At 47.2% G+C, this 13,027-nt stretch carries 12 protein-coding genes and 1 pseudogene; all 13 read right to left on the reverse strand.

Going from position 1 to position 13,027, the window contains the following annotated elements; all coding sequences use genetic code 11:
- Positions 1–9: 9 nt before the first annotated feature.
- A complete protein-coding gene (locus tag SFC66_RS09495) occupies positions 10–1,605 on the reverse strand; it encodes a spore germination protein (protein WP_411218732.1) in 1,596 nt (531 codons plus the stop codon).
- A gap of 160 nt (positions 1,606–1,765) precedes the next feature.
- On the reverse strand, positions 1,766–2,686 hold the full coding sequence (gene spoVK / locus SFC66_RS09500; protein ID WP_411218446.1) for a stage V sporulation protein K: 921 nt from the start codon (positions 2,684–2,686) through the stop codon (positions 1,766–1,768).
- Between the two features lie 143 nt (positions 2,687–2,829).
- Positions 2,830–3,063 (reverse strand): RNA chaperone Hfq, encoded by a 234-nt coding sequence (gene hfq, locus SFC66_RS09505; protein ID WP_411218447.1) that lies wholly within the window; start codon positions 3,061–3,063, stop codon positions 2,830–2,832.
- 41 nt (positions 3,064–3,104) lie between these two features.
- A complete protein-coding gene (gene miaA / locus SFC66_RS09510) occupies positions 3,105–4,034 on the reverse strand; it encodes a tRNA (adenosine(37)-N6)-dimethylallyltransferase MiaA (protein ID WP_411218448.1) in 930 nt (309 codons plus the stop codon).
- Positions 4,035–4,119: 85 nt separating this feature from the next.
- Positions 4,120–4,578, reverse strand: a complete 459-nt coding sequence (locus SFC66_RS09515) for a Dps family protein (RefSeq protein WP_411218449.1) — start codon at positions 4,576–4,578, stop codon at positions 4,120–4,122.
- 36 nt (positions 4,579–4,614) lie between these two features.
- A complete protein-coding gene (locus SFC66_RS09520; RefSeq protein WP_411218733.1) occupies positions 4,615–4,854 on the reverse strand; it encodes a peptidoglycan-binding domain-containing protein in 240 nt (79 codons plus the stop codon).
- Positions 4,840–5,235, reverse strand: a pseudogene (locus SFC66_RS09525) (M23 family metallopeptidase); the annotation flags it as partial. The gene SFC66_RS09520 and the pseudogene SFC66_RS09525, both read right to left, overlap by 15 nt.
- Positions 5,236–5,345: 110 nt before the next feature.
- Positions 5,346–7,181: a DNA mismatch repair endonuclease MutL gene (mutL, locus tag SFC66_RS09530; protein WP_411218450.1), complete on the reverse strand. Its 1,836-nt coding sequence runs from the start codon at positions 7,179–7,181 to the stop codon at positions 5,346–5,348.
- A 12-nt stretch (positions 7,182–7,193) separates the two neighbouring features.
- Positions 7,194–9,785 carry a DNA mismatch repair protein MutS gene (gene mutS, locus SFC66_RS09535; RefSeq protein WP_411218451.1) on the reverse strand — a complete coding sequence of 864 codons (2,592 nt, stop codon included), beginning with the start codon at positions 9,783–9,785 and terminating at the stop codon, positions 7,194–7,196.
- Between the two features lie 114 nt (positions 9,786–9,899).
- Positions 9,900–10,472 carry an outer spore coat protein CotE gene (gene cotE / locus SFC66_RS09540; protein WP_411218452.1) on the reverse strand — a complete coding sequence of 191 codons (573 nt, stop codon included), beginning with the start codon at positions 10,470–10,472 and terminating at the stop codon, positions 9,900–9,902.
- A gap of 161 nt (positions 10,473–10,633) precedes the next feature.
- Positions 10,634–10,996 (reverse strand): YlbF/YmcA family competence regulator, encoded by a 363-nt coding sequence (locus SFC66_RS09545; RefSeq protein WP_411218453.1) that lies wholly within the window; start codon positions 10,994–10,996, stop codon positions 10,634–10,636.
- The gene (miaB, locus tag SFC66_RS09550) at positions 10,996–12,555 is read right to left on the reverse strand and encodes a tRNA (N6-isopentenyl adenosine(37)-C2)-methylthiotransferase MiaB (protein WP_411218454.1); all 1,560 of its coding nucleotides are present in this window, start codon (positions 12,553–12,555) and stop codon (positions 10,996–10,998) included. The genes SFC66_RS09545 and miaB overlap by 1 nt, the downstream gene beginning before the upstream one ends.
- Positions 12,556–12,655: 100 nt before the next feature.
- Complete coding sequence (locus tag SFC66_RS09555; RefSeq protein ID WP_093726526.1) at positions 12,656–12,916, reverse strand: stage V sporulation protein S; 261 nt, start codon at positions 12,914–12,916, stop codon at positions 12,656–12,658.
- Positions 12,917–13,027 lie beyond the last annotated feature (111 nt).

Raw genomic sequence — 13,027 nt, forward strand, 5'->3', positions numbered from 1 at the left:
CATCTCCTATTATTTCTTCCTTCTGACCCGATCTTTTGTAAAATATTCAGCAGGGCGATTTCGCATCGAAAACAAAGGCATGCGGAAGAGAAAGTCTTTCCAATCGTCCTTGCTGTAAAGCGTGCCTGGCGTGACATACGGGACACCGAAACTCCGCAGCTTGACAGCATGTACACATAAAGCCAGAAAGAATAAACTGATCCCATATAAACCGAGAAAAGCAGCCGAAAACATCGCAAGGAAACGCAATACCCTTAATGCGATACCCGCTCCATAATGCGGGGAGACAAAGGATGCGATAGCTGTGGCAGCAACAACGATGACCATGATCGGACTCACCAGTCCTGCTTGAACGGCAGCCTCCCCGATGATCAAGGCCCCAACCAAGCCGACGGTTTGTCCTACCGGTCTCGGAAGTCTCAAACCTGCTTCACGCAATAATTCAATGGACACTTCCATGATCAGCGCTTCGATGATGGTCGGGAACGGGACACCTTCCCGTGTTCCTGCTATCGCCAATGCCAAATCGGTCGGAATCAAACCTTGATGAAATGATACGAATGCAATATAAAAGGATGGTAAAAAGATACTCAAAAATGCTGCTGCGTAACGAAGCAATCGTATAAGCGACATCGGAATCCAGCGTTCGTAATAATCTTCCGGTGATTGCAGCATCATGCTGAAAGTTCCGGGAACAATCAACGCATACGACGACCCATCGAGCAAAATGCCCACCCGTCCTTCCAATATCGCTCCCATGACACGATCGGGACGCTCAGTTGCCTGAACCTGCGGAAAGATGGACAAATAGTCATCTTCGATCAGTTGTTCGATAAAACCAGATTCCGCCGCATGATCAATATCCAAATCCCGAATTCTTTTTGTCACATTCCCGACCAGCTCATCATTGGCAATATCCTTTACATATGCGATCGTAAGCTGCCTTCTTGTCCGCTCCCCTACCTCGAAGTCCGTAAAAGTCAGGTTGGGATCGGTAGTCATACGCCGAAGCATCGCTGTATTGTCCCGGATATTTTCTATGAAACTCAAACGCGGTCCCCTGACAAGCGCTTCCGTGATTGGTTCATTCAAACTTCTGCTAAGCCATTGTTTCACGCTAAGCACAAGTATCTCATCCAGCCCGTCCACCATCAGAAGCACGGAACCAGACAAAAGCTGATGGACAATTTTGTTTGAGTCCTTCAATGCTTCGACACTGCTGACTTCAATTGTGTGATGCAGCAAATAATCTTTGATGCTCACTGTCTTGAATACATGCAGTGCTGATTTCGACTGCTTGGTGTGTAGCAGCGGATGAAGGATGGACTGATGCAGCTGCTGTTGATCAACCAATCCGTCGACGTATACGATGGCGCAGTTACGATTATCCATTCCCAGTTTGAATTGGCGATAAATGATATCGGAGCTTTCCCCGACAATTGCTTTCAATTGGGTCAAATTTGCTGCTATCTTAGTCGTCAGCTTGAAATATGGCGGTATGCTGTGTTGTTCTTTTCGCGTATATGATTTTTTCCGAAGATCTCTCAGCTTATTGGTTATCAAAGTTAACAATATTGGAACAAGCACGATTACGATCGTTCCCATCCAAACATCTTTCCGAATGATGAATTCCAGTATATTTGCCATCACCTGCACTCCTTGCTAAGTATGTTACCCTAGTAGGATACAGCTATACTAGATCGTTTCCGCACAAAAAAAGCCCTGGCGCATGATGCTCAAACGCCAGGGCCCCTCTTATATGACTTCAATCTTCTTGATTCAAATCGGCAACAGTCACTTTCATCAGTTCTTCGGTCGATAGATGGTGATCATGGCGCACTAGTCTTACTGCTTGCATCCGGATGGCTTTTTCGATGATATTCCGCACAAAGCGTGCATTGGAAAAGTCAGCTGTCCGTTTCGCTTTCTGCTGGACGATGATTTCTTTGAGCTTCCATTCTGCTTCTTTTGTAAGCTGATATTCTTTTTCTGCAAGCATGCCTTTGGCAATATCCATCAGCTGCTCAGACTTGTAATCCGGAAACTCAAGCTGGATCGGAAAGCGTGATCGCAAACCGGGATTCAAACTCATGAAATGATTCATTTCGCGTGGATAGCCGGCAAGGATGAGGATGAATCTGTTGTGAGCATCTTCCATATGTTTCACTAGCGTATCGATCGCTTCCTTGCCGAAGTCTTTTTCGCCGCCGCGAGCCAGTGAATAGGCTTCATCGATGAACAGGATACCGCCCATGGCGCGCTGGACGAGTGCACGTGTCTTCTGTGCGGTATGCCCGATATATTCACCTACGAGATCCGCTCTTTCGGCCTCAATGAAATGCCCCTTATCCAACACGTTCATATCATGGAAAACAGCTGCAAGCTTGCGGGCAACAGTTGTCTTACCCGTACCGGGATTGCCTTCAAACAGCATATGCAGTACTTGTTTTTCCTGTTTTAAACCTGCAGCTTCACGCTTTTGGCTGATATGGACATTTGCATATATTTCTTTGATTGTTTTTTTGAGCTTTTCCATTCCGATGAAGGAGTCGAATTCCTGGTCGATATGACGGAATGGATCGATATCGCGTTTGACAGCATTGCTTTGCAGCTGTTCTGCCTCCTGCTGCCTGTTTTTCAGGACGATATTGATTTTTCCTTTCGCATTCGTAACTTGAGCCTCCATATGATCACCCCTCGTTGCAGTAGTTTACGCTCAAGACAGGCAGGCCGTGACAAATGCCCAATGGTCTTTTACTACTTTATTCACAAGTTACGCGCTTTACCACCACAAAACAAAACGGGCACCAGATGGCGCCCGTTTTTACTTTAGCTCTGCTCTTTATAATCCAGCGATACATTCTTCACTGGGGAGAATGTGGAAATCGCATGTTTGAAGATCAATTGCTGTCTTCCTTCCGTTTCGATCAATACTGTGTAATTATCAAAAGCTTTTACCGTTCCGCGGATTTGGAATCCATTTGTCAGGAAGACAGTTGCTTGCACACGTTCTTTACGAAGCTGATTCAAATACTGGTCTTGAATATTAACAGATTGAGACATCTATTCCCCTCCTAATTTCTATACGTTCCCTATTTCTACCTTTATTCCTGCTTTCCTGCAAGTTTTTCTAAAATAATTCTAAATTTTTGTTTTTTTGTCGCAGGCGTTATATTATACCAATCCACATTCATCTTATTGCGGAACCAGGTATATTGCCGCTTTGCATAGCGGCGGCTGTTTTGTTTCAGCTGGGAAACCGTATCCTCCCAATTCATTTTCCCTTCCAGATAAGGGATAAACTCCTTATAACCAATGGCGCGCATGGATTGGGTATCTTTTATACCGCCATCGACCAGGCGTTTGACCTCTTCCAGCAAGCCTTCTGCAAGCATTTTATCCACCCGCAGATTGATTTGCTCATAAAGAAGTTCCCGCTCCATCTCCAAACCGATGATGATAGCGTCATAGCGTGCGTCAGGTTCCGTTTCTTCGTGATCGCTCATCCGCTTGCCGGTACGATGATAGATTTCCAGCGCCCGGATGACACGGCGGACGTTATTCGGGTGGATGCGCTCTGCTTGTACAGGGTCGACTTCCTGCAGCTTTTTATGCAAATGCAGCTGTCCAAGCGTTTGGGCTTCTTGCTCAAGCTGCTGCTGATAGCTGTCATCGCGCTTTGCTTCCGAGAAGTCATAGCCGTATAAAGCTGCTTGTATGTAAAGACCGGTTCCGCCGGCTATCACCGGCAATTTCCCACGGCTTGCGATATCCTGGACACAAGTCTCCACATCGGCTTGGAAGTCTGCCGCAGAATAGCTTTCATCCGGTTCACGGATATCAATCAAATGATGCGGTACTCCTTGTTGTTCTTCTTTTGTGACTTTAGCTGTCCCGATATCCATGCCGCGGTAAATTTGCATCGAATCACCGCTGATCACCTCGCCATCGAATGCTTTGGCAATATCGATACTCAGCTGTGTCTTGCCGACTCCCGTAGGCCCGACAACGACGATTATTTTCTGTTTCTCCATGTCATTCTCCTTCTTTAACATGTCATTAGTTTAGCATAACAAGGAAAAGAAAGATAAACGAAAAGCCATGCGCACCGCGCACAGCTTATTTCTGGTCGGCATCGATAAGATATTTCGTCAAACGGATGCTTTCATATTCCAGTTTGCCTAGAATATCGATGAGCAGTCCTGCAGTCGCATCATCTTCCTGCCTTTTCGCAAGCGGTATCCCGGTGATTTTGATTTCTTGCGCCAGCTGACTGTAATCATGACGCATCGTCTTGACTACCTCATAATCCTCATCATCAGCTTCGGCTTCCTTTATGGTCGCTTCCTGCAGGAATTTGCTCATGACAGCTATCGGCCGGCCGCCAATCGAGAGCACACGTCCGCCCAGTGATTTTTTCATATCATCCAGCTGCTTGTGCAAATCTTCCGTATACTGTTCTATCACGTAGCCGTATGGTCCTTTTGCATACCAATGATAACGCTGCAGTTTCACGTGCAATACACTGATATTGGCTATTTGCTGATTGAGAAAATCCACAAGATGCTGATTTTGCATGCCTAACGCCTCCTCTGGCTGTCAGCATGCCCAAAATCAGAACAATCTATTCCACGTTTGCCGCCCGACTATGCCATCCACACCAAGTCCGTTGTTTCGCTGGAAGTTGATGACAGCCTGTCTTGTGTCCGGACCGAATATGCCGTCTGCTGTGACACCCAATGCCCGCTGGACTCTGCGGACATTTTCCCCGCGGGAACCGGTTCGGATGTAACTGCCAGGATAAGGTGTGCTTGCACTTTGCTGGCTGCTGCTCGCTGATCCGATGTAGTCCAGCGGATTGACCGCATTGGATTTATTTGCATTCCATCTGCCTCGATGCAGTTCAAAATGCAAATGCTGACCTGTCGAATCCCCTGTGCTGCCCATATAACCCAGGAACTGCCCTTGTCTTACCGTATCGCCAACGTTCACTTGGCGTGATCCCGATCGCAAATGGGCGTACACCGTTTCATATGTCTGTCCATTGAGCTGATGAACGATGAAAATGACTTCTCCATAAGACGTGGATACATAGGATCTGCTGACTGTCCCGGCAGCAGCGGCTACGACCCGTACAGTCCCGGATTGCGCCCAGTCGACACCATTATGATCCGGTCTCGAACCCCGGAAGCCGCTTGTCAGCCTGCCTGCTGTCGGTTTGATGAATAATGCCATCATGATGCTCCTTCCTGTTCGTTTTATGGTTACAGGATAGTATAAGCAAGGATGCAGCGCATCGGGTCGGTAAACACCTAGACAAGCAAAAAAGGCGCAGATGCCTGCGCCTATTGTACTCGTTTGAAGAGCTTCTCCAGCTCATAAGATGTAAATCGGATGATGATCGGACGTCCATGCGGGCAAGTGAATGGATCTTGCGATGTGCGAAGCTCTTCCAGCAAATGAAACATATCATCATGATTCAAATGATGGTTCGCCTTGATCGATCGTTTGCAGGACATCATGATTGCTGCTTCTTCCCGTAGCTTCTTGATATCCACCTTGCTTTCCTGCATCACCTGTTCGACGATCTCGCGAATGATTTCTTCTTCAAAACCTTTAGGGAACCATTGCGGATGCGATCGCACGATATACGTATGTCCCCCGAAAGATTCAAAGAACAGCCCGACCGCTTCCAGCTCAGTTTTGTATTGTTCGACAAATAGTGCTTCTTGCCGGGTGAAATCAAATGTGAGCGGAATGAGCAATTCCTGCAGTTCTTTTTCTACCTCACCGATTTTGTCGCGGAAATATTCATATTTGATCCGCTCCTGGGCAGCATGCTGATCGATGAGGAAGAGACCTTCTTCATTTTCCGCCAAGATGTATGTGCCGTGATGCTGACCGATCGGATACATCGGCGGAACTGCATAGTCCGGCTCTTGTTCGGTTCGGTTAGCTGCGACTTCCGGTTCTTGTTCGATATCAGGAATTGCTTCAGCGGAGGACGCAGTATTTGTCTGCATCTCCGGTTCCTCTGCCACCAGTGAAGGTGCCGTTTCCTTCACTTCGTCAAAAAACCATCTCTCCGGCACTGCTTCTTGCTGCTTAACTGGCTTGTTATCAAAGAATGTGAAACTCTGCTGTTCGCTTTGCTGCTCCACTTTCTTTTGTTTTGGTGCAGCAGCTTCGGGAATGAGGCGCTGCTGTCGCAATGCTTTACTGACAACCTGCTCCACCGCATCGAAAAGTTCTTTTTCTTTACTGAACCTGACCTCAAGCTTCGCCGGATGCACATTGACATCGACAAGGATCGGGTCCATTTCGATGGTGATGACGGCGAGCGGAAATCTGCCGATCGGCAGCAGCGTATGATATGCCTGCATGACAGCTTTGGCCAAGATCGGATTACGGATGTACCTGCCATTCACGACAAAAGATACATACTGTCGTGACGCCCGGTTGATTTCCGGTTTGGCTGCCAAAACCTCCAGTTTGTAATCCAATGTTTCATGGGATGCTTTGACCATTTTCTTCGCTACCGAATTACCGTAGATCTGAGCGACAATCTGCTGTACATCCCCTCGTCCATTCGATTGGAACAAAGGCTTGTCATTGTGCGTCAATTCGAACCGTATTTCCGGATGGGCAAGCGCAAGCCGGTTGATCACTTCCGAGACATGACCAAGCTCTGTATGGACAGTTTTCATATACTTGAGGCGTGCCGGCGTATTGAAGAACAGATGCTTGACTGTCATCTCCGTTCCTTTGCGGGCATCGCATTTGCCTGTTTCCTTTATTGTGCCGCCTTCCATGACAAGCTTCACACCCGCATCTTCACCGGTGCTCGTCTTGATTTCAAGCTGACTGACTGCAGCGATACTTGCCAGTGCTTCCCCGCGGAATCCGAGCGTCCGGACATGGAATAAATCATGTTCATTGCGGATCTTGCTTGTAGCATGGCGGAAGAATGCACGCTCCACATCATCCGGTTCCATGCCATCACCATTGTCCACAATACTTATCTCAGTGAGTCCGGCTTCCCGGACAGCCACTTTGATCACCGTGCTGTTTGCATCGATGCTGTTTTCCACCAGTTCCTTGACGACCGAAGCCGGCCTTTCGACCACTTCGCCTGCTGCAATCTTATTCGCTAAATCATCCGGCATCAATTGAATCGCCATTAGGGAACCTCCTTACTTGTTCATTGCCATTTGCTGTAGTTTATATAATGTATTCATTGCTTCAAGCGGTGTTTGCTCCATCAAATTGATGGAAGCAAGCTCCGCCAGCACTTTATCTGCCCGGCTGTCTTGTTTTGTTTCTTTCACTTCCGGCTCAGGTTCTGCGAAAAATGATAGCTGCATGTCTTCCTGTATGGCAGCTGGCTTGCTTACAGCCGGTTTTTCTCCCTGTCCTTCAAGCTCCTGTAGAATATGTGATGCTCGCTGTATCAAGCTGTCCGGAAGCTTTGCCAGTTTCGCCACATGGATGCCGTAGCTTTCATCTGCTGCTCCTTCGCGAATCTGGTGAAGGAAAACGACATTGCCATCGTGCTCTTCCGCACGGACATGGACATTCCGCAGCTTGTCCAGATTCTCATCAAGACTGGTAAGTTCATGATAATGCGTGGAGAACAATGTTTTGGCGTGGATATTATTATGCACATACTCAATGATCGCCTGTGCCAATGCCATGCCATCGTACGTGCTTGTTCCCCTGCCGATTTCATCCAGCAAGATCAAGCTTCTATCGGTTGCATGCTCCAGTGCATGCCTCGACTCCAGCATCTCGACCATGAACGTACTTTGACCAGATACTAGATCGTCTGCTGCTCCGATACGGGTGAATATCTGATCAAACAGCGGCAGATCAGCAGCCTCACATGGGACGAAGCAGCCAATCTGTGCCATGATGCTCGTCAAAGCCACTTGGCGCATATACGTACTTTTACCGCTCATGTTCGGACCGGTGATCAGCAAGATGTCCGCGTCATTCTCCATCTGCACATCATTTGGTACGAATTCCCCGGATTTCATCACTTTTTCAATGACAGGGTGGCGACCTTCCGAAATCGCCACAGACCGCTCCAGATTGAATGTCGGGCGGGCGTATCGCTGCTTGTCGCTAACTTCTGCAAAACTTTGCAGCACATCAAGCCGGCTGATTTGTTCTGCGAGCTGCTGTAAAGCTGGAATATACGATTTGACGTGGTCGCGGATTTCCATGAATAAAGCATATTCCAAATCGACACTTTTCTCCTGCGCTTCCAGAATCAGCGCTTCTTTTTCCTTCAATTCCGGTGTGATGAAACGCTCCGCATTGCTGAGCGTCTGTTTACGCTCATATTTTCCTTCCGCCAGCAGATGCAGATTTGCCCGGGTGATCTCGATATAATAACCGAATACTTTGTTATAGCCGACTTTAAGTGACTTGATGCCTGTCTCGTCGCGCTCGCGTTTCTCCAGCGCCGCAATCCATTGCTTCCCATTCCTTGAAGCATCACGGTACATATCAAGCTGCTCATGGAAACCATCTTTCAGGATGCCGCCTTCCCGGACACCGATTGGAGCATCTTCATGCAAACTCGTTTCCAGAAAGTCACAAAGTTCCGGCAGCGGATCAAGCTCGCTCCCGATGCGCTGCACTTCCTCTTCCTCGAATAGAGACAGCACTTGTTTCAGTTCTGGAAGCTTCTCCAACGTGCGTTTCAGCTGCAGCAGATCCCTGGCATTGACATTCCCGAAAGCCACCCGGCCGGACAATCTCTCGATATCATAAACGGATTGAAGGAGCTGGCGGATCGTATCCCGTTCGAAATAATGATCAAGAAAAGCTTGGACCAAATCCTGGCGTCTCACGATCGCTTCTTTTTGCAGCAGCGGGCGTTCGAGCCATTTCTTCAGCATCCTTGCTCCCATTGCCGTAACCGTGTCATCAAGCACCCATAGCAAGCTGCCATGCTTGCCCTTTTTCAGAATCGTTTCGGTAAGCTCCAAGTTGCGCTTCGAATACATATCCAGTGTCATGAAGTGCTTGAGCTCCATCACTTGCAGCGGCTTCAAATGATCCAGCCCACGCTTTTGCGTGCGTTCCACATAGTTCAGCAGCATGGAAAAGCATGCTAGCAATCTATCATCCGTCACCTCACCAGTGAGTTTTTCCTGTGATATATTGATACCGCTCATAACCTGGTAGGATAGTGTGACACCAAGACGGGCTTTTAAAGCTTCCTGATGCTTGGGATCAAGCTCCTCGGTGATGACGATCTCCCTGACCGGCTGATTGTAAAGCTCACTCAGCAAACTATCAAAGCCCGCTTCAAGCAGGGCAGCCCGGTTTTCACCAGTGGAAAGATCGTGATAAACAAGACTGTATGTACGATCCTCATTTTCCATCACAGCTGCCAGATAGTTATTTTCTTTTTCATCGAGCATCCCATTTTCCATGACGGTACCTGGTGTGATCAGCTGGACGACTTCCCTTTTGACGACGCCTTTGGCTGTTTTGGGATCTTCCACCTGTTCACAGATGGCGACTTTGTATCCTCGCGACACAAGTGTTTTTATATAATTATCAGCCGAATGATACGGAACGCCGCACATCGGCACCTTTTCCTCAACACCGGCATTTTTGCTCGTCAATGTGATTTCCAGTTCCTTTGTCGCCTTCAGTGCATCTTCAAAGAACATTTCATAAAAATCCCCGAGTCTAAAGAAAAGGAATGCATCCTTGTAATCTGCTTTTATCCTTAAATATTGCTGCATCATCGGTGTATATCCTGCCATTTTTCCTACTCCCCTGTTTCATTGCAATTAGCTCTATTATAACACAGGTATTTCGCTTGTTCCTTTTGCCGCTCATTCTGAATAATACAAAAAACGAGAGCGCTTGCTCTCGTTTCAGTCTTCCTCGTCCTTCTTATCCAAAAAGTCGGGATCTACGTCTTTGAAATCATCATCGCTAAGTTCAAGGTCCCAATCTTCTTCTTCATCTTCCACTTCACAACCATCGGGGTCCACTTTTACACATAGCTTCGTTTCTCCAACTACTTCAATCAGGAATTCTTTCTCGACCTCGACGAAAATCTTCTTGCCATGCTCGACGATCTTGCATTCCAGGCAGTTTGGCTGCTGGATTGCTTTCGCATAAACCTCAAATTCATCATCCAGGTAATTGTCGTCCTTGATGCTTAATTTGACCAATTCTTTGTACTCGACAGTTTCTGAAACAACGTCTGTTTTTGAATTATCGCTGTGGGAATACCAAACGTTGATATCGTATTTGCCGACAACTTCGACTCCTATATCACCTTTCTTTTTAGCGTGATAGCGGTGATTGATGATCCAGCAGCCGAGAATGCTGGATGGTTTGCTTTCCGAACGGATATGATCGATATTCTTACTGAATTTACGACCGCGGCCGATGACTGCTTTCGTGATGATTTCCCGGTATGACTGATTTTGAAAACCCATCTTGCCAAAACCTCCTCTTTTTACATAGTCATGTTATGCAGGGTGTTCACCTATGGTGAAAGAAAATATTACTTTCCCACCACAGGCGGGATGCTCCTCCATTCTATGCAGCAGCCTAAGGGGAGGTTATCAAAAACCATTGCACAAAAAAAGAAACGGACTTATTTGTCCGTTTCCTCATCCTGGAAAACCGTTTGCTGGATATTTTGACTGATGCTTTGCAGGATATGATTCGTGATCACTTGGGATTCCTTGAATTCCTGGACGACCGGGATGCTGTCGATTTTCTCCTGCAATTCATCGATTTCCTTTTCCATTTGCAGCTGGGCTTCCCTTTTGCCATATGCCTGCAAATTGACGGCCTGCTTTTGCTTCATTTTGATCTGATTGATATATGATTGCACCTTTTTGTTCTCATTGAGTTTCGCTTCCAGCTGATGAAAGTGTTCAATCTCTTCCAGATTGCCCATTTCGGCAGCCAAACTTTCTGCTTGTTTGAGAATTTCCTCGGTGGAATGACTCATTATATTTGTACCTCCGCTGTTGTTTCGATTAACTCGCCATCAAGCGACCACGTCTTTGCCTTCGTGATCCGGACAGAAACGATGGTGCCGACCACCGACTTGGGACCGCGGAAATTAACCAGCTTATTTTTTTCGGTATATCCTGCAAGCACATCCGGATTCCGCTTGCTTTCCCCTTCTACAAGCACATGTACGATTTTACCTTCATATGTGCGCATGGACTTGGCAGCATACTCATCCACCACTTTATTCAACCGCTGCAGCCGCTCTTTTTTCACGTCCAACGGGACATCATCTTCCCATTTAGCAGCAGGTGTCCCTTCGCGAGGAGAATAGATATACGTATAGGCAGCCTCGAATCCGACTTCCCTGACGAGGGATAACGTTTCCTGGAATTGTGCTTCCGTCTCATTCGGAAAACCGACGATGATATCGGTCGTCAGTGTCACATTTGGTATATGCTGTCTGATTTTATTTACCAGATTCAGATATTCTTCCCTTGTATAGCGCCTTGCCATCATCCGGAGAATCTCGCTGCTGCCGGACTGGACAGGCAAATGGATATGATCGAGCAGATTTCCGCCTTGGGCGAGTACCTCTATCAGTTTATCATCAAAGTCACGTGGATGGGAAGTCGTGAAACGGACACGCGGGATATCGATCTTGCTGATTTCCTCCATCAGATCCCCAAGCCCGAATTCCAAATCATGCAAATCCTTGCCGTACGCATTGACATTCTGTCCAAGCAATGTGATTTCCTGATACCCGCTTGCAGCCAGATGCCGCACTTCCCCAATGATATCTTCCGGTCTTCTGCTCCGTTCTTTCCCGCGCGTGTACGGAACGATACAATAAGTGCAGAACTTATCACAGCCGTACATGATATTGACCCACGCTTTTATTTTACCTTTCCTTGCTTTAGGCAGATTTTCGATGATGTCCCCTTCTTTTGACCATACCTCAAGCACCATTTCCTTACTGAATGCTGCTTCATGCAGCAGCTGTGGCAGGCGGTGGATATTATGTGTCCCGAAAATCAAATCGATATGAGGATGTTTCTTCAAAATACGATTGACAACCGCTTCTTCTTGGGACATGCAGCCGCAGACACCAAGGATCAAATCTGGTTTCTCAAGCTTCAGAGGCTTCAAGTGTCCGATTTCACCGAATACTTTATTCTCCGCATTCTCCCGGATGGCACATGTATTGAGGAGGATGACATCTGCTTCATTTGTGTCTGTAGTAGCTTCATATCCCATCTCCGTAAACAATCCTGCCATCACTTCTGTATCATGTTCGTTCATTTGGCAGCCGTATGTACGGATGAGGAATTTCTTCCCCTGGCCTGCTTTTTGCATCTGGGGTGGAATCGTGAAATCATAATGGAACTGGACATCTTCCCTGCGCCTTTTCTTTGCCTGTTTTAAATTTGGCGGCTGGTATGTTGTCTGGAAATACTTCGCGAAATCAGCAGTCGTCTTTTCATGAAGCGGCTTGTCAATCTGTTCTGTCGGCTTTGCACCAATCAAGTTAACGGATTTACGCTGTTCCTCATTCACTAGGCCTGCTCCCCCATCTTCCATCTGTTTTCGTCCATTATACCAATCCTTGAAAACCGGTCCAAGTATTGGAAATAAAAAATCCCGCCTAGGCGGGATTTTATCGAGGTTCTACTATCAACTTGATGGCAGTCCGTTCTTCATTATCGATCATGATATCCGTAAATGCCGGGATGCAAACCAAATCTACACCGCTTGGGGCCACAAAGCCTCTCGCGATGGCGACAGCTTTCACTGATTGATTAAGTGCTCCTGCTCCGATAGCCTGGATCTCCGCTGAGCCGCGTTCCCTTAATACGTTCGCAAGTGCGCCTGCTACTGAGTTTGGATTGGATTTCGCTGAAACTTTTAGTATATCCAACACTGGTACCTCCTTCGTTTACTGGACTACTTTCCTTTTTACTATATTTCTGCAAGATAGTAGATATGCCCATTTCGGGCGATGTCCGAAAAAAGTGCTGCGGTCTGTCCT

Origin of the sequence: Terribacillus saccharophilus (assembly GCF_046592895.1) — a bacterium.
GTDB lineage: Bacteria > Bacillota > Bacilli > Bacillales > Amphibacillaceae > Terribacillus > Terribacillus saccharophilus_D.

Coding starts and splice junctions, on each gene's coding strand:
- miaA (WP_411218448.1), bottom strand. CDS start 4,034: ATGGAGAAACAGAAAATAATCGTCGTTGTCGGGCCTACGGGAGTCGGC.
- spoVK (WP_411218446.1), bottom strand. CDS start 2,686: ATGGAGGCTCAAGTTACGAATGCGAAAGGAAAAATCAATATCGTCCTG.
- mutL (WP_411218450.1), bottom strand. CDS start 7,181: ATGGCGATTCAATTGATGCCGGATGATTTAGCGAATAAGATTGCAGCA.
- mutS (WP_411218451.1), bottom strand. CDS start 9,785: ATGGCAGGATATACACCGATGATGCAGCAATATTTAAGGATAAAAGCA.
- hfq (WP_411218447.1), bottom strand. CDS start 3,063: ATGTCTCAATCTGTTAATATTCAAGACCAGTATTTGAATCAGCTTCGT.
- SFC66_RS09545 (WP_411218453.1), bottom strand. CDS start 10,996: ATGAGTCATTCCACCGAGGAAATTCTCAAACAAGCAGAAAGTTTGGCT.
- SFC66_RS09515 (WP_411218449.1), bottom strand. CDS start 4,578: ATGCAAAATCAGCATCTTGTGGATTTTCTCAATCAGCAAATAGCCAAT.
- SFC66_RS09495 (WP_411218732.1), bottom strand. CDS start 1,605: ATGGGAACGATCGTAATCGTGCTTGTTCCAATATTGTTAACTTTGATA.
- cotE (WP_411218452.1), bottom strand. CDS start 10,472: ATGGGTTTTCAAAATCAGTCATACCGGGAAATCATCACGAAAGCAGTC.